The following is a 572-nucleotide window of genomic DNA, read 5'->3' as shown; positions in this document are numbered from 1 at the left end:
CCCGGCGGCGACGCCCGGCACGGCGCAGGCCCGCCCCCCTCATCACCCGGTGCCCCATGCCGTCATTACCGGCAGCTTCCGCGCGCTCCGCGCGCCGAGGCGCCGTCCCCCGTCGCCTTCGAGCGGGGCGGGTTCACGTTTTTCACCGAGAGGAACCATGCGTCCCGTCGATCTGCTTCGCCTGTTGCTGCTGGCCGCCATTTGGGGCTCGTCGTTCCTGTTCATGCGGCTGGTGGCCCCTGCGCTGGGGCCGTTGCTGACCGCCGAACTGCGCGTGTTGCTGGCGGGCCTGGCACTGCTTGCCTGGTTCCGCGCCACCGGAACGGACCTTGGCCTGCGCGCCCACTGGCGCTTCTTCGTCATCGTGGGCACGGTGAATTCCGGCGTGCCCTTTGCCCTGTTCGCCTATGCCGCGCTGCACATTCCGGCGGCCTATTCCGCCGTGCTCAACGCCACGGCGCCGCTGTTCGGGGTGATCTGCGCGGCGGTGTGGCTGCGCGAGCGCGTTACCCCGGCCCGCGTGGCCGGACTGGCGCTGGGCATCGCCGGGGTGGCCGTCATGGTGGGGGTGG

Annotated in this window: 1 protein-coding gene; it reads left to right on the top strand. The window is 71.9% G+C overall.

The features are described 5' to 3' along the window. Positions 1-157: 157 nt before the first annotated feature. A partial coding sequence (locus FVW27_RS19000) for a DMT family transporter (protein WP_167128261.1) occupies positions 158-572 on the top strand: 415 nt, incomplete at its 3' end.

The organism is Nitratidesulfovibrio liaohensis, from assembly GCF_011682075.1.
Classification (GTDB): Bacteria; Desulfobacterota; Desulfovibrionia; order Desulfovibrionales; family Desulfovibrionaceae; genus Cupidesulfovibrio; species Cupidesulfovibrio liaohensis.
This window is presented reverse-complemented; position numbering and strand designations above follow the sequence as displayed.